Raw genomic sequence first — 18,175 nt, 5'->3', positions numbered from 1 at the left:
GCCGCGATGGAAAAGGTGCTGATCACCGGCATCGCCGGCGGGCTGGGACGGTTGCTCGCGCGGCGCTTGCACGGCGACTACGACGTCGTTGGGGTCGACCGTGTGCCGTGGGAGAACCGGCCGCGCGAGGTCCGCTTCTATCAAGTCGATCATCGCAAAAAACGCTTCGAGGATGTGATCCGGCGCGAGAAGCCCCACGCCATTGTTCACCTCGCGTTCATTCGTCACTTCGACGACGATCCGACGACCCGGCACGAGGTCAACGTTGCCGGCACCACGCGCCTGCTGGAGCTTGCGGTCGAGTACGCCGTGAAGAAATTGATCATCTTCTCCAGTTCGTACGTCTACGGCGCGCTGCCGGAGAACCCCTTCTACATGGATGAAAATTATCCGCTCAACGCCAGCCGCACTTATCCGGAGGTGCGTGACCTGGTCGAAGTCGACACGCTCGCCGGCGCGTATCTGTGGCGCTATCCCAAGATCCACACCGCCGTCCTGCGACCGGTCAGCGTGCTCGGCTACGACGTGAGCAGCGCGATCGGTCGCTACCTCGGGTTGGATCTGGTGCCGACAGTGATGGGGTTCGATCCGATGATGCAGTTCATTCACGAAGAAGATGTCGCCGACGCGATTGGGCGCACGATCGCGACGAACCTGCGCGGGATTTACAACGTCGTTGGCCCGCCGGCGGTGCCGCTCTCGGTCGCGATCCGCGCCACCGGCGGCCTGGCGGTGCCGCTGCCGGAATTCATCACGCGTCCTGCCGTCACGGCGCTGTTCCGCTTCGGCATGTACCCGTTCCCGCCGGGGGTGATCGACTTCGTCAAGTATCCCTGCACGCTGGATGGAAGTCGCTTCGAGGCTGCGGCCGGTTTTACGCCGCGGTTCTCGCTCGAAGAGACTTTTGCAAGCGTTCGCAATTGAGTGTCACCGAGGAGGCGCATCATGGCGGTTCGAGTCGAGTCATTGGCAGCACGACGTCGCGCTGTGGCGACACACGAGCGCGCGGACTCCGCGCCGACGACCAAACCCAAGCGCGCCGCGAAGCATCAGCCCGACGTGTTCGATCAGGTTGGCGAGTTCCTCTCCCAACTCGCCGACGCGGTCGATCCGTCGGTGATTCGGAGTTTGAACAAGGAAGTGGCTGAGCGCATCGAGCGCGTGCCGCTCAAGCTCAACAGCTTCGGCTATGATCCATGGGGGCTGCGCCCCGACACCGCGCGGCGCGCGCTCGTCGCCAGCGCATTGGCGTATCGCTACTACTTCCGTGTCCAGACTCACGGCGTCGAGCATGTGCCCGCCGGCCGTGTGTTGATCATCGGCAATCACGCCGGGCAGGTGGCGATTGACGCGGCGATGATCGGCACCGCCACGTTTCTCGAAGCCGAGCCGCCGCGCATCGTGCGCGGCATGGGCGAGTACTGGTTGCCGACCGTGCCGTTCATCAGCGAACTGATGGTGCGCACCGGCTCCGTGGTGGGCACGCCGAAGAACTGCGTCGATCTCTTGCACAACGGTGAGGCGGTCATCGCCTTTCCCGAAGGTGTGCGCGGCATGAACAAGCTGTTCAGCCAGCGCTATCAATTGCAAGAGTTCGGCCTCGGCTTCATGCGCTTAGCGCTCGAAACTCACACGCCGATCGTGCCGGTGGCGGTCGTCGGCTCGGAAGAGCAGGCGCCGGCGATCGCGAATCTGAAATGGCTCGGGCAACTGCTCGGCATGCCGGCGTTTCCGATCACGCTCACCTGGCCGTGGCTCGGACCGCTGGGGATGATTCCGTTCCCGACGAAGTACCGCATCTATTTCGGCAAGCCGCTGCACTTCGAGGGCGACCCCAACGACGAGGATCGCGTGATCGAGCGGCAGGTCGATAAAGTGAAAGCCGCAATCCACGTGATGATCGATCGTGGCCTGCGCGAGCGTAGCGGGGTGTTCTTCTAGCGCGTCGCAATTCTCGCATTCTCAACCCCGCGGCTGCGAGCGCGATGGCTTTGCAATTCTGAGTACGGTGGCGGCGCGACGCGACGTGTGCCGTGAACGGGTCTGATGGCATGAAGCCTGAATACGATAGACAGAATGACCCCGACCCGCACGCACCCCGATCTCTCCGGCGTCGACTTCGACCGCGTACCATTCATCGTCATCTGGGAAGTCACCCGCGCCTGTGATCTCGCCTGCGTTCACTGCCGCGCCGAGGCGGTGGCGTTCCGTGATCCGCGCGAGCTGACCACCGCCGAAGCGTTCCAGCTCCTCGATCAGACCGCCGAGTTCGGTAGCCCGTTGTTCGTGCTCACCGGCGGCGATCCGATCAAGCGACCGGACATCTTCGAGATCATTGGTCATGGCGATCGCCTCGGCTTGCGCATGACGATGACGCCGTCGGGCACGCCGCTGATGACGCCGACGGTGATTGACCGACTCAAGGCAGCCGGCCTCGCTCGCATGGCCGTCAGTCTGGACGGGCCGAACGCGGAGACGCACGATCGCTTTCGCCGCGTGCGCGGTTCGTTCGATTGGTCGCTCGGCATGCTGGGTCACGCCCGCCGCATCGGCTTGTCGACCCAGGTCAACACCACCGTCACGCGTTTCAACTTCGAACACTTCGACTCGATGGCCGAATTGATGAGCGGGCTCGGTATCGACTTGTGGAGCGTGTTCTTCCTAGTGCCGACCGGGCGCGGCCGACCAGAGGACGAGATCAGCGCCGCACAGTACGAAGTGGTCTTCGAAAAGATGCTCGCGCTGTCGCAACGCGTTTCGTTCGATATCAAGAGCACGGCGGCGCCGCACTACCGGCGCTTCCTGCTGCAGCGGCGCACCGCGGCTCGGCGTAGCAATCAGCCTATGTCGCCGCGGCGCGGCGTCGGTTTCGCCATCAAAGGGGGCGGGTCGCGCGCCGCCAAGAGCGTCAACGACGGCAACGGCTTCGTGTTCGTCTCGCACACCGGCGACATTTTTCCGAGCGGCTTCCTGCCGCTGTCCGCCGGCAATGTGAGAGCGACCGCGCTGGCGACCGTTTATCGCGACAGCGAGTTGTTCCGGACGCTCCGCGACTACTCGCAACTCAAGGGCAAGTGTGGCGTGTGTGAGTTCCGCGCAGTCTGCGGTGGTTCACGCGCGCGTGCCTTCAGCCTGACCCGCGACTATCTCGAATCGGATCCGTTTTGCGCCTACGTGCCAGGTCCATATCAGAAACTGATCGCTGCCGGCGCGGCCGAGCCAATCGACCGCTACTTCGCCGCCCGCATCAAGGTTGTGTGAGCGCGCTCAGCGCGCTCGCTGTAGCCGCGCGCGCAGCTCATGCGGCGTGACACGGTACTTGAACGCTTTGCGGTCGTCGATGAACAAAACCGGAACTTCTGCGCCGAACGCGGCGGCGAGCGCGGGATCGCTGTCGACATCGATCTGCTCGACGGTGGCACCAAACTGGAGTGCCAGCGGCGCGACCACCGCCTTCATCTCGTCGCACAAGTGGCAGTCAACGCGAGTGTACAAGCGGAGGATCACCGGGGCACCTTCTCAAATCGAAAATCGAAATCAACACTCAGCCAAGCGTGAAATAGAACGTCGCTCCCTGTTCGACCGCGCCTTCGGCCCAGATGCGTCCACCGTGGCGGTGAACGATGCGTTTGACCGTGGCGAGCCCGATCCCATTGCCGTCGAATTCGCGCGCCGTGTGCAGGCGCTGGAAGATGGCGAACAATTTGTCGGCGAACGCCATATCGAACCCCGCACCGTCGTCGCGAACGAAGAACACGGATGATGGGGACTGGAGGCTTGCAGCCGGGGCACGTTCAGATTGTCGCTCGACCTCTGATCCCCGACCCCCGGCGCCTGCGCCTTCCCATCCCACCTCGATCCGCGCACTGGCGTGCCGAGTCGTATACTTCCACGCGTTGCCGAGGAGGTTCTCCAGCACCAGGCGCACCAGGCGCGCATCGGCGTTGGCCACAATCCCGGGCGCGATGATGAACTCGACTTGTCGTTCGGGCGCGGTGGCGAGCAATTCCATGGTGATGTTGCGGGCGAGTTCACTCACATCCACCCGCGTGCGATGGAGATCGCTGCGGCTCAGGCGTGATAACCCGAGCAACGCATCGATCAATATGCCCATGCGGTGAGTCGCGGCACGGATCCTCGCCAGGTAGTGGTGGCCATCGTCATCGAGCCGCGCGGCGCAGTCTTCGACCAGCGCCTTGCTGAATCCGTCGATCGCGCGCAGGGGCACGCGTAGGTCGTGCGAGACCGAATAGCTGAACGCCTCCAGTTCCTTGTTTGCCGCTTCGAGTTCGGCCGTCCGCTCGCGCACTCGCCGCTCCAGTGACTCGTTGAGCTGCCGGATCTCCGTGGCGGCGCGCTGGCGCTCGGTGACATCGCGCGCGATGCCTTCCACGCCGACCGGCTCCCCGTTGTCCGAGATCAGCCGGGGGTTGTTTTCGAGCGCCACGCGACGGCCGTCCTTGGTCAGAATCTCGAACTCCAGGGCTGTTGGGGATTCCTCGCCTGCGATCATGCGGCCGATCTCTGCGTGGATGCGGGCGAGATCTTCGGGCACGATCACCTGAGTAATGTTCATGACCAGCAGTTCCTCGCGGGTGTAGCCGCTGATCTGCTCGGCCGCTCGGTTGATCGCCACGAAGTTACCGGCCAGGTCGTGACGGTAGACAATATCGTGCGCGCTCTCGAAGAGGTCGGTATAGCGCTGTTCACTCGCCACCAATGCCGCTCCCGCGCGCTTGCGCTCGCTGATGTCCTGAATCACCACCTGAACGGCCCGTTCGCCTTCGTAGGGGAGCGCCATCGCCGCCACTTCGACGTCGAGCACCGTGCCGTCGAGCCGGACGATTTTCTCTTCTGCCCGGCGCACCAGTTTCGGTTCGTCCGCCATAGCGCGAACGTGTTCCGCAACCAGCGCGTGGTAGTCGGGATGCACGAAGTCCAGGATCGGTTTGCCGACCAGGTCTCCGGCTTCGGCAGCACCGAGCAACGAGACGGCAGCCGAGTTGACGAACGCGATCCGCCCGCCGCGGTCAACCACGATCGCGTCGGGGGCGAGCTCGACCAGCTGGCGGTAGCGCTCCTCACTCTCTTGCAACGCGACCTGCGCGCGCTTGCGCTCCGTGATGTCGCTGACAATCCCGCTGAAGCCGGCGAACTGATCGCCCACGAACCGGGGGCGACTCGAAGAACGGATGTGCAGCACACTCCCGGCCTTGTTGAACGTGCGGAACTCATACGGTTCCAGTTGCCCCGCGGCGGTGCGTTCCAGACTGGCCTGCAACCCGGGCAGGTCGTCGGGATGGACGAAGTTGGTGAACGGCCGGCCGGCCAACTCTTCGAACGAGTAGCCCGACATGCGCTCCATGGCGGGACTGACGTAGGTGAACTGTCCCTGCACGTTCACCGTGAACAGGCCGTCATTCAAGTTCTCGATCAGCGAACGGTAGTGTTCTTCACTCGCGCGCAACGCCATCTGCGCCTGCCGGCGTTCGGTGATGTCGATCGCGACCCCCATGATGATCGGGAGCTGGCCAACACTGGCGCGCATGAACTGCCCGCGGGTGACCAGCCAGCGCACGCTGCCATCCGGCCGCACGATGCGAAAATCGAGCTCGACATCGGCGCCCACGATCGCGCGGTTTCGCGCCTCGATCACGGCGGCTCGATCGTCCGGATGGATCAGGCGCAGCGCGGCGTCGAGAGTCTTCCCGAAGGTCCCCGGGGCGAGGCCGGCGATTCGTTCGAGGCTCTCGGACCACTCGACGGAATCCGTGGTGGGATCGGTGGACCACGTGCCGACCTGACCCGCTTCGAGCGCAAACCGGAGCCGCTGTTCACTGCGACGCAGCGCTTCCTCGGCACTCTTGCGCTCGGTGATGTCCTGAATCGCGGTGATGAAGCGCACCACACGGCCTTCGGCGTCGTCGACGATAGGGCGGATAGTTGAACGCAACCATCGTTCCGCACCGTTTTTGGTCACGATGCGGCTTTCAAGCTTCATCGGTTCGCCGCTAAACAACCGATCCAGGGTATCGAAGGCGCTTGGAAAATCGTCGGGGTGCACGAACTTCACCCAGCTAGAGGCCCCGTTCAACTCTTCCGGCGGATAGCCGGTGATCTGTTCAAATGCGCCGACACTCCACTCCAGCTGCAATGATCCGTCGGGTTCGACGCGCACCGAGTAGGCGGCGTCCGAGATGAGCTCGGAGACGGCGCGATGGCGCGCCTCGCTGGCCCGCAGTTCGTCTTCTGCGCGCTTGCGCTCGGTGACGTCGCGGTAGTTCGCCACGATCGCTTGGACGCCCGGCTCGTGCAGGAGATTGGTGGCAATGGCTTCAATCCACCGCCAAGATCCGTCGCCGTGCTGAACCCGGAGATCTGAGCGCTGGCTGCCGCCGGGCGTGGTGAGGATGCGGGCGAAGTCTGCGGCGATGCCGGGCGCGTCATCGGAATGAATGCGGCGGAACACGTTCTGCCCCGCGCCATCCTCGGGCGCGTAGCCGAGGATGCGACTGCCGGAGGGACTGCGGTAGCGCACGGTGCCGTCGGCGCCGACGAGCGTGACGGCGTCCATGCTGTGCTCGATCACCGTGCGGAAGCGCTCTTCACTTTCGCGCAGCGCCTGCTCGGCGTGCTTGCGCTCGGTGATGTCGACGTGCGCCCCAAGCATGCGATAGGGTCGGCCGGCCTCGTCGAGCAATACCTTGGCGCGGCTGAGCATCCAGCGATACGAGCCGTCCTTGTGGCGGAGTCGCAGTTCGATCTCGTAGGGAACGGTGGGTGCCGCTGCCGTGTCGAGATGCTGTTGGAACACCGTCGCCAGCCGCTCCCGGTCGTCGGGATGCACCAAGGCGTTCCATTCTCGAAGGCTCCCGGTGATCTCGTCCTCGCGGTATCCAAGCATGCGCTTCCACGCCGGGGAGTAATGCGAGCAGCCGGTGCGGACATCGAAGTCCCACAGCCCGGTGTTCGAGCCGTCGACGGCGAGCTGCAGGCGCTCCTGACTCTCGCGCAGGGCTGCCTCGGTCTCCTTGCGCCGGCTGATGTCCACCATGATGCCGCGCAGCGCGGTGGCGCGACCGTTCTCGACCACCACACTGACGATGTCGCGCAGCCACACCACTCGCCCATCGGCGGCGATCATCCGGTATTCAAGATCGTGAGCGCTCTGCTGCTGAGTGGCTGCTAGGCACAACGCCACCGCCCACTCGCGGTCCTCCGGGTGAAGATGGTCCCTCCAAAAATTGGGCTCGGCAATCCAGCGAGCGACGGGATAGCCGAGGAGCCGCTCCGCTTGCTGACTGACGAAGGAGAATTGAAACGTCGTCGCATCGGCTTCCCATACGATTCCGTCGAGGGAGGCGACCAGCGCCTCATATCGCCGCTGCGATTCCCGTGAGGTGGCAGTGGCCGCGCGCAATGCGCGCTTGCGAGCGAGGACCGGCTTGGCTCTGGGCATTCGTGGTCGGGCCTGGTTCATTGCGGCGGCTCGTTGGTCGCGCTGTTGATGGCTGTTCCCAGTGTGAACGAGATGGTCGCGCCGCATTCGACCGCGCCTTCGGCCCACACCTGGCCGCCGTGGCGGCGCACGATGCGCTGCACCGTGACCAGGCCGATGCCGCTGCCCTCGAACTCGTTAGCGCCGTGCAGACGCTGGAAGGGGCGGAACAACCGATCGACGTAGCCCATGTCGAAGCCGGCGCCGTCGTCGCGAACGAAGAAGACTCGCTGATGGCTGATGGCACTTGATCCCCGCCGTCCTGCCCAGCCTGGGTCCGGTCCTTAGCCATCGGCCATACGCCATCGGCCAGGCTGCCGAATTCGATGCGCGCCGTCACATGCTTGCGCGTGTACTTCCAGGCGTTTCCGAGGAGGTTTTCCAACAGCACGCGCATCAGTCGCGCATCGGCGTCGGCGACCAGCCCTGGGTGGACGACGAACTCCACGATCCGCTCGGGCTGTGTGGCCCGCAATTCCGCGGCGACTCGCTCGGCGAGCGCACTCAAGTCGATCGACTCGCGGTGCAGCTCGCAACGGGTGACGTGCGAGAGGCTCAGCATCGCGTCGATCTGCTGGTCCATCCGCTCGGCCCCGGCGCGGATGCGCGCGAGGTAGTGCAGGCCCTGCGCGTCGATCTGCGCGGCGCAGTCTTCTGCCAACGCGCGGCCGAAGCCGCCAATGCTGCGCAGCGGTGCGCGCAAGTCGTGCGATACGGAGTAGCTGAACGCCTCGAGTTCTTCGTTGGCGGCCTCGAGCTCGGCGGTGCGTTCGGCCACGCGCCGCTCCAGTTCTGTGTTGAGGCGGTGAATCTCTCGCTCGGCCTGCTTGCGCTCGCTGACGTCGCGCAACATGCCGATAATCGCCTTGGGCTTCCGGTCGGCGTCCAGGATCAAGGCCGCGCTCCCTTCGAGCGGAAGACGGGTGCCATCCTTCTTCAAACCCACGCGCTCGAGACCCTTCATCGCCCCCACGCGGAGCAGCCTCTCCTTGGCGGCGGCCGTCGCGCCTCGATTTTCGGGCGCGTAAAATTCGCGCACGTCCTTGCCGATCATCTCCTCGGCGCTGTCGTAGCCGAACAACGCCACGCCGGATGGGTTGACGGCGACTAGCTCGAGCTCGCCGTCGCACAGCATGACGGCATCGGGCGCGGTTTCAAACAACCGTCGATAGCGTTCTTCGCTCTCGCGCAGCGCGGCGGTGGCGTGGTGACGCTGAATGGATTGGGCGACGATGTTGGCCATCGTCTGGGTGAAGTGCACGTCGTCGGGAGAGAAACTCCGCCGCTGCGTCGTGTGCGCGCCGAGAACACCGTAGCGCTCGGCCGATCCGCGAATCACGACGCTGATGCCGCTGACCACGCCATGTTCGCGCAGCAACTGCGGACCGCTGAACCGCGTCTCGCTGCGCAAGTCCTCGACCACCACCGGGGCATCGGTCATCAAGGTATAGCCGGCCTGCGACTCGCGATCGACGCCGACGGTTGCGCGGCCGATCAAGCCATCGTGCCAGCCGACTCCGGCGACCAACCGCATGCGGCTGCCATCGCTGAGGAGTTCGAGCACCTTGCAGTACTCAACCGCGAGAGTCTGCGCGATCAGCACGACGGCTTCGTTCATCAACGCGGTGAGATCGCTGAGCCCGAGCGCGCGTTGTCCGAAGTCGGCCAGCACCGCTTGCTGATGGGCGCGGGTGCGGAGCGCGCGCTCCACGTGTTTGCGTTCGGTGATGTCGCGGGTGATGCCGAGCGCGGCGATCGGCTCGCCGCGTTCATTGCGCAGCGGCACCGCGTGGGTTTCGAGGGTGCGGTGCGTTCCCTTCAACCCGACGATGTCAAATTCGAGGAAGTCTTCCGCACCGCGGCACACCCGTGCGGTGAGGTCCGCGAACGCGGCGCGGTCTTGGTCCGCGATCAGTGGCAACACGGGCTGCCCGCCGACTTGCGCCAAGGAGTCCGCCTCGACCATCGCCAGACCGGCGCGATTGATGCTCACGAGCGTATGGTCATGAGCGACGACCCCGACGCACTCGGATTCGGCGTCGACCAGCGCTTGGTGCCGTTGCTCGCTCAGCCGCAAGTGGCGCTCGACCGCTTTGCGATCGGTGATGTCGAGCAGCACGCCGCTGAGCCGGCGCGGCCTGCCGCTGGCGTCGCGCGTCACCCGACACACACCCTCCATCCACACCGCGCGGCCGTCGGCCGCCACGACGCGGTAGTCGCAGCGATGACTGAACGGACCACCGACGGCCATCACGGCTGCGTATCGTTCGCGGACCATCTCGACGTCGTCCGCATGGATGTGGTTGAGCAGGAAAGCGGGCTCGCTCAGCCATTGCGAGATGGGGTAGCCGAGTATGGTTTCCGCGTGACCGCTGACGAAGGAGAACTCGAAGGTGTCGGGGTCGGCTTCCCAGACGATAGCGTCGAGCGACTCGATCAGATCGTGCAAGCGCTGCTCGCTGTCCCGCGTTTCGATGGTTGCTTGCCGTGCATGGCGGGCAGGGCGCGGTGCGCCGAAGGGCGTTGCAACGTCGGGTGCCTGCCGCCTGCGGGTTCTCGACTCGTTCATCTCGGACCCCTTTCCCGCTGCGCGCGGCCTTGCTGGTTGCTCACGTTGTGAGCTGCCAAGGCTTGCAGAAAAACATTAGCATCAGAAGCGCGGGAAGCGTAGGGAGCAAAGTTGACGAGGGCCGTTCTGCTCCCGCTCATTTGTCGAGGACATTTCGCGGCAACCGATGAGTTGTGGTCGAATAGTCATCGTAGAAACGATTTAATGCGTATCTACGCGCTAACCCAAGGTCGCTATCGATCACCATCGCACATCGATGCAGCCGGGTTGGCCCATCGCCACCGATGGATTGTGCAGCCGGTGTGGCGACGGAACGATGCGCTCGATCATGTCGTAGAGATGTGCCGGCTGAATCGGTTTGCTGACGTAGCCGTCCATGCCCGCCGTCAAGCAGCGTTCTTGATCGCCCTTCATCGCGTTTGCTGTCAGGGCGATGATTGGAGTGTAGGTACCGCGATCCAGTTCGAGCGCGCGGATGGCGGCGGTGGCTTCGAAGCCGTCCATGACGGGCATCTGGATATCCATCAACACCAGATCGAAGACGCCGCGGGTAAAGATGGCCAACGCCTCGCGGCCGTTGTTGGCTACTATCACCGTGTGACCGCGTTTCTCCAGCAGTCGTACGCCGAGCCGTTGATTCACTGCGTTATCCTCAGCGAGTAGGATACGCAGCGCTCGGGCCGAGGCATCGGCTGGTCGCGGAACGTCGCTTGCGGTCGACGCGTCGGGAGTGAAGCTGCGTAGAGCCAACAGCATGGCTTCGAGCAACTCGGATTGGCGCAGCGGTTTAGTCAGGAAGGCGGCGACACCCAACTCTCGACAGCGCGCGGCTTCGCCCAAGAGATCAGCGGAGGACAGCATCATGATGGTCGCGCCGGCGAGAGCCGGGGTGCGTTTGATCCGCTCGGCCAACTCGAATCCGTCCATTTCGGGCATATGCGCATCGACGAGCACAAGGGGAAACGGTGCGCCGCCGGTCGCCGCATGCATCATACAGCCGAGCGCGGCCTCGCCACTGTCGACGGTGGTTGGGCGCATCTGCCAATGCGTGAGCAACTCGTTGAGGATGCGGCGATTGGTCGCGTTGTCGTCGACCACCAAGACCGACAGCCCGGTGAGGAACTCGATCGGGGCGGGCGGGCGCAAGAGCCTGGGACAAACACGGGCGCGGAGTGTGAAGTGAAACGTACTGCCACAGCCGATCGCGCTCTCCACCCAGAGACTTCCACCCATCAACTCGACGAGTCGGCGCGCGATGGTCAGACCCAAGCCGGTGCCGCCGTACTTGCGGGTGGTGGAGCCGTCGGCCTGCTCGAAGGCGCGGAAGATGGCTGGTTGCTTGTCGGCGGCGATGCCGATACCGCTGTCGCGCACGCGGAAGTGCAAGCGAACTTCGTCGACCCTCGAAGTCTCGGGCGACACCGAAACCACCACTTCGCCGTGCTCGCTGAACTTGATGGCGTTGCCGATCAAATTGGTCAGGATCTGGCGCAGCCGGTTTGGATCAGCGACGATCGCCGCGGGCACGTCGGGGTGAACCTCGTACGCCAACTCCAGACCCTTGAGATGGGCGCGCACGGCCACGGCCTGCATGGTGTCGCCGATGGCGTCGCGCAGGTCGAAGTCGACCGGGTCGAGGGCGAGTTTGCCGGCCTCGATTTTGGAGAAATCGAGCACGTCATTGATCACGGTCATGAGGGCGTCGCCGGACGCGGCCACCATTCGCAGGTACTCGCGCTGCTCGGGCGTCAATTCGGTCTGCAGCGCCAGCTCCGTCATCCCGATGATGCCGTTCAAGGGCGTGCGGATCTCATGGCTCATGTTGGCGAGAAATTGACTCTTGGCGTGGTTGGCGGTTTCCGCGGCTTCCTTGGCCTGTTGCACCTCGCCTTCGCTGCGCTTGCGCTCGGTGATGTCGATCTGCGAACCGAGCATCCGATATGGCAGGCCACTGGCATCGCGGAACACTCGGGCGCGGCTCAACACCCAGCGGTACGACCCGTCGCGGTGACGGATGCGGAACTCGCTCTCATACGACGATGCCGCCCCACTAACATATGACTGCGTGTCGTTGGCGATGCGTGCCAGGTCATCCGGGTGGACGACTCCGGCCCAGGTCTCCGGGGTGTCGGGCAGTTCATCGTCGCCGTACCCAAACAGGCGCCGCCAAGCGGCCGAGTATTGCGTCGTGCCGGTGTGCAGATCGCAATCCCAGAGTCCGGTGCCCGAGGCGTCGACGGCGAGCTGCAAGCGTTGCTCGCTGTCGCGTAGCGCCGCCTCGGCTGTTTGGCGCTCAGTCTCCGCCTGCTTGCGGTCGGTGATGTCGGTCATCGCGCCGATGGCGCGCACGGCGCGGCCGTGTTCGTCGCGAATGAGTTGAGCGCGGTCGACGACATCGGCGTACGAGCCGTCGTTGCGGCGAAAACGATACTCCGCGGACCACGTCGTGTCGCGGCCACCGAGGGTTGTGATCACTCCGGCGGTGACGCGCTCGCGATCGTCTGGGTGCAGATGATTCTCCCACCAGTCGACAGTCGATCCGACTTGGTTGGGCAAGTACCCGAAGAGGCTGTGCACGGCATCGCCCCACAGCAGCGTGTTGGTCACGATGTCCCAATCCCAGATCGCGTCGTGGGTGGCGAGGGCGACCATGCGATAGCGGAGTTCGCTCTGTCGCAGGGCGGCCTCGGCCCGGTCGCGCGCCGTGTCGCGCTCGGCGATGGTGCGGCGATTGCGCTCGAGTTCGTACGCCATGAATACCGAACCGACGAAGGCGACGATCGCCGCAATGCCGGTGCGCTCGAGTGCCGGCGCTACATTGCCTGTGAGGACCCAGGCGTTGGCGAGGATTCCCAACTCGGAAGCCGCAACCAGTGCGAGCTGCCAGCGTTCCCCCCAGGGGAGCAACGTGGCCGTCGCCACCGTCAGGAACATGCTCATCAAGTGCGGCGTCGTCGTGTCCTGGGTCAGCACGCCGACCGCCGCTGTGTCGGCAACCAGGGCGATCCCGGCTGCGAGCGCCAGCCCAAGCGCGTATGACCGCAAGCGGCGGCGGCGCAGCGCCAGAAGCACCGAGATCAGGATTGCTGCGGCTGCGAGCCGGACCAGCAGTGTCGGCAGATTCAGTTTCGCGGCGCGCCACAAATCGGCGAGTCCAAAGAACGCCAGCGCCGGCAGGCTCATCCACAAGGCAAGGCGCAATCGTCGAACCAGCAGCGCAGACGGTTCGTACCCAGTCATGGCTGGCGGCTCTCATTGATATTGGACGCAAGCATCGATCGTGGCTCTCTCGCTTGGTGCACCTGACATGCCATCTAGGTGGCGCGGGTGTGCCTCCCGTTTGCGATTGCCTTGCGGTGACGACAAGTCAGTGGGTTGGCGAATCCCTGGAAATGGCACTCTGGTGACGATTCCAGATTCCGATGGCCATGGTCGAGTGCAAGTCAAAATGCCAAGCCACCGTTGACAAGGTGGAGCCTGTCCAGTACGAGAAGTGGTTCGCTGAACCAGGGAGAGCGCAATGGACTATGCCGTCATCCGCACCGGCGGGAAGCAGTATCGTGTCGCCCCGGGCGACGTAATTCGCATCGAGAAGTTGAATGGTGAGGCCGGTCACCCGGTGGCATTCACCGAGGTGCTCATGGCGTCGGCGAACGGCGCGGTGAAGGTCGGCGCCCCGCTGCTCAGCGGTGTGCGCGTTGCCGCGGAGATCGTGCGGCAAGGGCGCGCCAAGAAGATCCTCGTGTTCAAGAAGAAGCGCCGCAAAAACTATCGCCGTCACCAAGGGCATCGCCAGTACGAGACCACCGTGCGGGTCACGGGCATCGAGGCGGAGTAAGTCATGGCTCACAAAAAAGGACAGGGGAGCACGCGCAACGGGCGCGACAGCGGCGGGCAGCGCCGCGGGGTGAAGTTGTACGCCGGCGAGTTGGCGCGCGCGGGCAACATTCTGGTGCGCCAGATCGGCACCCGCATCCATCCCGGCAAGAACGTCGGCATGGGCCGCGACTTCACACTGTTCGCTCTGATTGACGGCATCGTGCGCTACGAACGCGTCGGCAAGGATCGCAAACAGGCCCACGTCTTCCCGGTCTGAACGCCCGCTGACCAGGAACGTCCGTGTTGGGCACCCGTACTGGGGTGCATCGAAAGAGCGGCCGCAGCGATCCGATCTTCTCAGTAAGAATAAGGATCCGAGCCGCACGACCATGAGATTCATCGATGAAGCCGAGGTCACCGTGTACGCCGGCGACGGCGGGGCGGGCTGCGTCAGCTTCCTGCGCGAGAAGTATCGCCCCAAGGGCGGTCCGGCCGGCGGCGACGGTGGCAACGGCGGTGATGTGATCTTCGAAGCGCACGCCGGCCTCACGACGTTGCTCGATTTCAAATTCCAGCCGATCGTGCGCGCCGAGGCGGGCGAAGACGGCCGCGGCAAGTGTCAGTTCGGCCATGCCGGTGCCGATCGCGTCGTTCGTGTGCCGCCCGGCACGATCGTGCGCGAAACGGAAAGCGGCGAGGTCCTCGCCGACATTCGTGCGGTGGGCGAGCGCGCGATAGTCGCGCGCGGCGGTCGCGGCGGTCTTGGCAACGCTAACTACGCCACGCCGTCGCGGCAGGCGCCGCAATACGCGCAGCCCGGCCTCCCGGGCGAAGTGCGTACACTCAAGTTGGAGCTGCGCCTACTCGCGGATGTCGGCTTGGTCGGCTTTCCCAACACCGGCAAGTCGACGCTGATCAGCTCTGTGTCGGCCGCCCGTCCCCGCATCGCGGACTATCCGTTCACCACATTGGTGCCGCACCTCGGAGTAGTCCGCTGCAATGAGGACCACACCTTCGTGCTCGCCGACGTGCCGGGGCTCATCGAGGGCGCGCATGACGGTCACGGGCTCGGGCTGCGATTTCTGCGGCACCTGTCGCGCACTGCGCTGCTGATTCACCTGCTCGATATCAGCGGACTGACTGGGCGCGATCCGCTGAGGGACTTCGACGTGATCAATCGTGAGCTGGCGTGCTTCGACGCGGACCTGGCCGCCAAGCCGCAGATCGTCGTGGCGAACAAGATCGACCTCGCCGAAGCGCGCGCGCAACTGCCTGCGGTGCGCGCCGCGTTGGCGACTCGCGGCGTCGAGCTGTACGTGATCTCCGCCGCTACCACCGAAGGTGTGCGCGAACTGATGCGCGTCGTCTGCCAGCGCGTAGATGCCACGCGCCGGGCCGCGGCCGAGGCATCGTCGGCTCTGTCATGAACGTGCAGCTGCCGCACAAAGTTCGGCTGCTCAAGAAGCTTCGCCGCGTAGTGGTGAAGATCGGCAGCAGTTTACTGTCGGACCACCAGCGCATCGATCGCGCACGGCTTGAAGCACTGGTGAGCGATTTGTGCGTGCTGCATGATCGAGGCCTCGACGTGGTCGTCGTCACCTCGGGTGCGATCGCATCAGGTGTGGCGCGGATGGGGTTGAAGAGCGCACCGAAGACGATCCCCGAACGCCAGGCCGCGGCGGCGGTCGGGCAGATCAGTCTGATGGCGGCGTATGAAACGTTCTTCGCCGCGCGCGGCAAGCTGATCGGTCAAATTCTGCTCACCGGCGACGATCTTGCCGACCGTCGCCGCTATCTCAATGCGCGCCACACCATCGAAACGCTGCTGGCCGCGCGCGTGGTGCCGGTGGCGAACGAGAACGATACGGTCGCGGTCGAGGAAATAAAACTGGGCGAGAACGACAACCTCTCGGCGTTGATCGCCACGCTGGTGAACGCTGACCTGCTGATCATTCTGAGCGACGTGGCTGGGTTGTACACGCGCGATCCGCGCGCGCATCGCGATGCCGAACTGATCGAATTGGTCGAGCATCCGACGGCGCGCATCTTGAGCTATGCGAGCAACTCAGCCGGTCCGGTCGGCACGGGCGGTATGGCGTCGAAGATGAACGCCGCGCGTAAGGCAGCGCTCGCCGGAATCGCCACCGTCATCGCCGACGGCGCGCGGCGCGGCGTCTTGCAGAGCATCATCGATGCACAGGTCGCAATCGGCACACTGGTGCTCGGGCAAGGCGATCGCTTGGCACGCCGCAAACACTGGATCGGCTATACGCTCAAGCCGGCGGGCACAGTGGTGGTCGACCAAGGCGCAAGCGACGCGATCACGCAACGCGGGCGCAGTCTGCTTCCAAAAGGGCTGCGCGAAGTCCACGGCAACTTCGGCGTCGGTGAGTGCGTCCGCTGCGTCGATCCCCGCGGCGCAGAGTTCGCGCGTGGATTGGTGAACTACAGCGCCGCCGAGTTGGAGAAGATCAAGGGCCTGCACTCGACACGCATCGAGGGCGCGCTCGGCTACAAGACCACCGATGAAGTCATTCACCGCAACGATTTGGTGCTGACGGAAACGGATGAGTTTGAAGGCTAGAGGCGGGAGCGGCGGCCAAACTTGGCCGTTCAGATCGGCTTGGTCACGGCGGCGTGGCGGCTGTGTCCGAACCCTTGCGTCCAGTCGATCACGCGAATGCGCTCGGGCGCGACCTTGGCGATCAGCAGGCGGTTGTCGTTCCACACGTCGGCCAATTGCGGAAAGCGCTGGGTCAGCAGGTGTTGTCCGACCTGCGCTTCCTCACCCGCGACAATCGAGGCGTTGCCGAGCAGCTCGACGCCGTGCATGGGAATCTGAAAGCCGTCGTCGACCACGACCGATATCTGCGCGCGAGCGACGATGGCGCGGTGCTTCTCGCTGTCGCGGAAGACGAAGAAGTACACCGTCAGACGATCGGCGAGGGCGTAGCACGTGGTTGCCGCGCGCACTTCGCCCTCGAACTCATACGACAGCACCATCGAGCGATGTAGGCCCAGATAAGCCTCGACCTCATCCTGCATCGATTGAATCCCTCCGCCGCGTATGATGACGCCGATCGGGGAGGCTGGCAATGGGCGCCGTGCGGTCGACGGTCGGGAAGCTTCGTTGACACATGGAACTTCCGCCGGTAGCGTCGTGCGCTATGCGGGCGATTGCCGTTGATGCGATGGGGGGTGACTTGGCACCTGACGAGGTGGTCAAGGGAGTCGCCGCGGCCTCGCTGCAAACCAACATCCAGTGCGTGCTGGTCGGCGATGAACGCCGCATTCAAGAAGCCCTCGAACGCACCGAGTACAACCCCGAGAACATCGACATCCTTGCCGCGGGCGAAGTCATCGGCATGGCCGAGGAGCCCAAGGAGGCCGTGCGCCACAAGCGCGATGCCTCGATTCTGGTTGCCGCGCAGTTGGTTGCTGACGGCCGCGCCGACGCGTTGGTGAGCGCCGGCAACACCGGCGCCGCGGTGTTGGCGTGCGCGCGTCACTTCAAGGTCATCCCGGGCATTCGCAAAACCGCGCTGGCGAGCGTCTATCCGCGCCAGACCGAGTATCCGGGGCAGGATCACCTGGCGCTGCTGCTGGATGTCGGCGCGACGATTCGCTGCGACGCGTTGGAGTTGGTGCAGTTCGCCGTGATGGGCAGCGCCTATGCCAAGCGGGTGTCAAAGGTCGCCAGCCCGCGCGTCGCGTTGTTGAACATGGGGACCGAGCCGAGCAAAGGCAGCCCAGAATTGATCGAGGCGCACCGGACGTTGGCCGCGATGCCTGGATTGAATTTCATCGGCAACATCGAAGGCAACGACCTCGTGCGCGGCAAGGCGGACGTGATCGTGTGCGAAGGTCTGGTCGGCAACGTCGCGTTGAAGTTGTTGGAGGGCTTGGCCGAAGTGATGGTCGACATGGCTGGTGCGGCGGTGGAAGAGAGCTGGCGCTGGCGGCTCGGCATGCGCATGCTCGCTGGCGGCGTCGAGCGCTTGCGCGAACTGGCGGACTACACCACCTACGGCGGCGCGCCGATCCTCGGCTTCGAGAACATCTTCATCAAGGCGCACGGCCGCTCGCCGGCACGCGCGATCGCCAACGCCGTCAAGGTTGCGGCGAAAGCCGTCCGCGACGGCGTGGCGGAGGAAATCGCCACCGGCCTCGCGGGGGGGCGGTGAAGAACGTGGGCGACGGCGACTTCATCTCCCTCGCCCCTGGGGCGCTTCTCGCAAGAATGGAGCGATCTCTCCGCTCGTCATTCCGGCGAAAGCCGGAATCCAGGC

13 protein-coding genes are annotated in these 18,175 nt (G+C 64.7%); 8 read left to right on the top strand and 5 right to left on the bottom strand.

The window, feature by feature from the left end; translation table 11 throughout:
* Positions 1–6 precede the first annotated feature (6 nt).
* From HYR72_16160 to HYR72_16150, 3 genes are all read left to right on the top strand, one after another.
* On the top strand, positions 7–924 hold the full coding sequence (locus HYR72_16160; GenBank protein MBI1816514.1) for an NAD-dependent epimerase/dehydratase family protein: 918 nt from the start codon (positions 7–9) through the stop codon (positions 922–924).
* Positions 925–945: 21 nt separating this feature from the next.
* Positions 946–1,941 carry an acyltransferase family protein gene (locus HYR72_16155; GenBank protein MBI1816513.1) on the top strand — a complete coding sequence of 332 codons (996 nt, stop codon included), beginning with the start codon at positions 946–948 and terminating at the stop codon, positions 1,939–1,941.
* Positions 1,942–2,076: 135 nt separating this feature from the next.
* A complete protein-coding gene (locus HYR72_16150) occupies positions 2,077–3,261 on the top strand; it encodes a TIGR04053 family radical SAM/SPASM domain-containing protein (protein ID MBI1816512.1) in 1,185 nt (394 codons plus the stop codon).
* A 6-nt stretch (positions 3,262–3,267) separates the two neighbouring features.
* Here the strand turns inward: HYR72_16150 and HYR72_16145 are convergent, their stop codons facing one another.
* The 4 genes from HYR72_16145 to HYR72_16130 all read right to left on the bottom strand — a co-directional run bounded on the left by HYR72_16145 (position 3,268) and on the right by HYR72_16130 (position 13,307).
* Entirely contained in the window at positions 3,268–3,507 is a 240-nt protein-coding gene (locus HYR72_16145) for a glutaredoxin family protein (GenBank protein MBI1816511.1), read from the bottom strand.
* A 37-nt stretch (positions 3,508–3,544) separates the two neighbouring features.
* Complete coding sequence (locus HYR72_16140; GenBank protein MBI1816510.1) at positions 3,545–7,459, bottom strand: PAS domain S-box protein; 3,915 nt, start codon at positions 7,457–7,459, stop codon at positions 3,545–3,547.
* Positions 7,374–10,067, bottom strand: coding sequence for a PAS domain S-box protein (locus HYR72_16135; protein MBI1816509.1), 2,694 nt, complete (start codon positions 10,065–10,067; stop codon positions 7,374–7,376). Before HYR72_16135 ends, HYR72_16140 begins: the two co-directional genes overlap by 86 nt.
* A gap of 240 nt (positions 10,068–10,307) precedes the next feature.
* Positions 10,308–13,307 (bottom strand): response regulator, encoded by a 3,000-nt coding sequence (locus HYR72_16130; protein ID MBI1816508.1) that lies wholly within the window; start codon positions 13,305–13,307, stop codon positions 10,308–10,310.
* 280 nt (positions 13,308–13,587) lie between these two features.
* Here HYR72_16130 and rplU point away from each other — a divergent pair, with 280 nt between their 5' ends.
* From rplU to proB, 4 genes are all read left to right on the top strand, one after another.
* Positions 13,588–13,905 (top strand): 50S ribosomal protein L21, encoded by a 318-nt coding sequence (rplU, locus tag HYR72_16125; GenBank protein MBI1816507.1) that lies wholly within the window; start codon positions 13,588–13,590, stop codon positions 13,903–13,905.
* A gap of 3 nt (positions 13,906–13,908) precedes the next feature.
* The gene (rpmA, locus tag HYR72_16120) at positions 13,909–14,163 is read left to right on the top strand and encodes a 50S ribosomal protein L27 (GenBank protein MBI1816506.1); all 255 of its coding nucleotides are present in this window, start codon (positions 13,909–13,911) and stop codon (positions 14,161–14,163) included.
* Between the two features lie 112 nt (positions 14,164–14,275).
* On the top strand, positions 14,276–15,313 hold the full coding sequence (gene obgE / locus HYR72_16115; protein ID MBI1816505.1) for a GTPase ObgE: 1,038 nt from the start codon (positions 14,276–14,278) through the stop codon (positions 15,311–15,313).
* Entirely contained in the window at positions 15,310–16,470 is a 1,161-nt protein-coding gene (gene proB / locus HYR72_16110) for a glutamate 5-kinase (GenBank protein ID MBI1816504.1), read from the top strand. The genes obgE and proB overlap by 4 nt, the downstream gene beginning before the upstream one ends.
* A 29-nt stretch (positions 16,471–16,499) precedes the next feature.
* On the opposite strand, the gene HYR72_16105 is transcribed toward proB, so the two are convergent.
* Positions 16,500–16,931 carry a hypothetical protein gene (locus HYR72_16105; protein MBI1816503.1) on the bottom strand — a complete coding sequence of 144 codons (432 nt, stop codon included), beginning with the start codon at positions 16,929–16,931 and terminating at the stop codon, positions 16,500–16,502.
* Between the two features lie 92 nt (positions 16,932–17,023).
* Between HYR72_16105 and plsX the strand changes: the two genes are divergently transcribed.
* Positions 17,024–18,070 (top strand): phosphate acyltransferase PlsX, encoded by a 1,047-nt coding sequence (plsX, locus tag HYR72_16100; protein ID MBI1816502.1) that lies wholly within the window; start codon positions 17,024–17,026, stop codon positions 18,068–18,070.
* Positions 18,071–18,175: the final 105 nt, after the last annotated feature.

It is taken from the genome of Deltaproteobacteria bacterium (genome assembly GCA_016178705.1).
GTDB lineage: Bacteria > Desulfobacterota > Binatia > HRBIN30 > JACQVA1 > JACOST01.
This window is presented reverse-complemented; position numbering and strand designations above follow the sequence as displayed.

Bases quoted from the DNA above. Each gene is read 5' to 3' on its own strand.
- HYR72_16160 (MBI1816514.1), top strand. From the start codon at position 7: ATGGAAAAGGTGCTGATCACCGGCATCGCCGGCGGGCTGGGACGGTTG.
- HYR72_16155 (MBI1816513.1), top strand. From the start codon at position 946: ATGGCGGTTCGAGTCGAGTCATTGGCAGCACGACGTCGCGCTGTGGCG.
- HYR72_16150 (MBI1816512.1), top strand. From the start codon at position 2,077: ATGACCCCGACCCGCACGCACCCCGATCTCTCCGGCGTCGACTTCGAC.
- HYR72_16140 (MBI1816510.1), bottom strand. From the start codon at position 7,459: ATGCCCAGAGCCAAGCCGGTCCTCGCTCGCAAGCGCGCATTGCGCGCG.
- HYR72_16135 (MBI1816509.1), bottom strand. From the start codon at position 10,067: ATGAACGAGTCGAGAACCCGCAGGCGGCAGGCACCCGACGTTGCAACG.
- HYR72_16130 (MBI1816508.1), bottom strand. From the start codon at position 13,307: ATGACTGGGTACGAACCGTCTGCGCTGCTGGTTCGACGATTGCGCCTT.
- rplU (MBI1816507.1), top strand. From the start codon at position 13,588: ATGGACTATGCCGTCATCCGCACCGGCGGGAAGCAGTATCGTGTCGCC.
- rpmA (MBI1816506.1), top strand. From the start codon at position 13,909: ATGGCTCACAAAAAAGGACAGGGGAGCACGCGCAACGGGCGCGACAGC.
- obgE (MBI1816505.1), top strand. From the start codon at position 14,276: ATGAGATTCATCGATGAAGCCGAGGTCACCGTGTACGCCGGCGACGGC.
- proB (MBI1816504.1), top strand. From the start codon at position 15,310: ATGAACGTGCAGCTGCCGCACAAAGTTCGGCTGCTCAAGAAGCTTCGC.
- HYR72_16105 (MBI1816503.1), bottom strand. From the start codon at position 16,931: ATGCAGGATGAGGTCGAGGCTTATCTGGGCCTACATCGCTCGATGGTG.
- plsX (MBI1816502.1), top strand. From the start codon at position 17,024: ATGGAACTTCCGCCGGTAGCGTCGTGCGCTATGCGGGCGATTGCCGTT.